Raw genomic sequence first — 968 nt, forward strand, 5'->3', positions numbered from 1 at the left:
CCGTGTACGGTGCCGGACGGCAGCTCCTGCTCGTCACTGCGGTAATAATCCCCGTGGTACTGATACCCGTAATACGCAGCACCACTACCCCGACGCGGAACCTTGTTCAACACCAAACCCAAAGCACGCGCCCCCGCACGCTCCAGATTCCCGATCGCCTTCCCCAACACCTCGAACGTCGTCTTCCCCACCGTGCCGACAATGATCGCGCCGTCGGCGCTGTGGGCGAGCACGGCCGCGTCCGTCACCGGAATCAACGGCGGCGCATCGATGATCACGATCGCCTCCCGCGCGATCGACTTCAACAACTCCCGCATCCGCGCCGACCCCAACACCTCACTCGGATTCGGCGGCACCTTCCCCGCCGTCACCACCAACAACTGCCCATTACCGAACCGCTGCGCCACCTCCGCGATCGTCGCCCGCCCCGCAAGCACATCCGAGATCCCCGCACCCTTCGGCAAACCGAACACCGTATCCACCATCGGACGCCGCAGATCCCCATCGATCAACACCACCGGCTGCCCACTCGACGCCAACGTCACCGCCAGATTCGACGAAATCGTCGACTTCCCATCACCCGGCAACGGACTCGTCACCACAATGATCCGCGGCGGATTATCCACATCCATGTACTGCAGATTCGTCCGCAACTCCCGCATCGCCTCACCGATACCGAACAGATGCGCACCCTCACTACCCCGACTCGTGCCCCCATCAAACGGCAACAACCGGTTATCCGCCGTGAACGACTTCTCCTCCGGGATCGTGCCCACCACAGGCTTACCCGTCTCCCGCTCCACCTGCTCCACCGAACGAATCCGACGATCCAACGTGTACCGCAACAGGCCATACCCCACCGCGACCGCCAAACCCACCAACGCCCCCAACGCCAACGCCAACCGCGTATTCGGCGACGACGGCGCATCCGGCAAACGCGCCGAATCAATCGGACTCAAAAACACCGC

At 63.2% G+C, this 968-nt stretch carries 1 protein-coding gene; it reads right to left on the reverse strand.

From position 1 onward, the window contains the following. Positions 1 to 812, reverse strand: an 812-nt coding sequence (locus RL72_RS00065) for a CpsD/CapB family tyrosine-protein kinase (protein ID WP_211255994.1), incomplete at its 3' end; no start/stop codon positions are given. Positions 813 to 968: the final 156 nt, after the last annotated feature.

Origin of the sequence: Microbacterium azadirachtae (genome assembly GCF_000956545.1) — a bacterium.
In the GTDB taxonomy this organism is placed as follows: Bacteria; Actinomycetota; Actinomycetes; order Actinomycetales; family Microbacteriaceae; genus Microbacterium; species Microbacterium azadirachtae.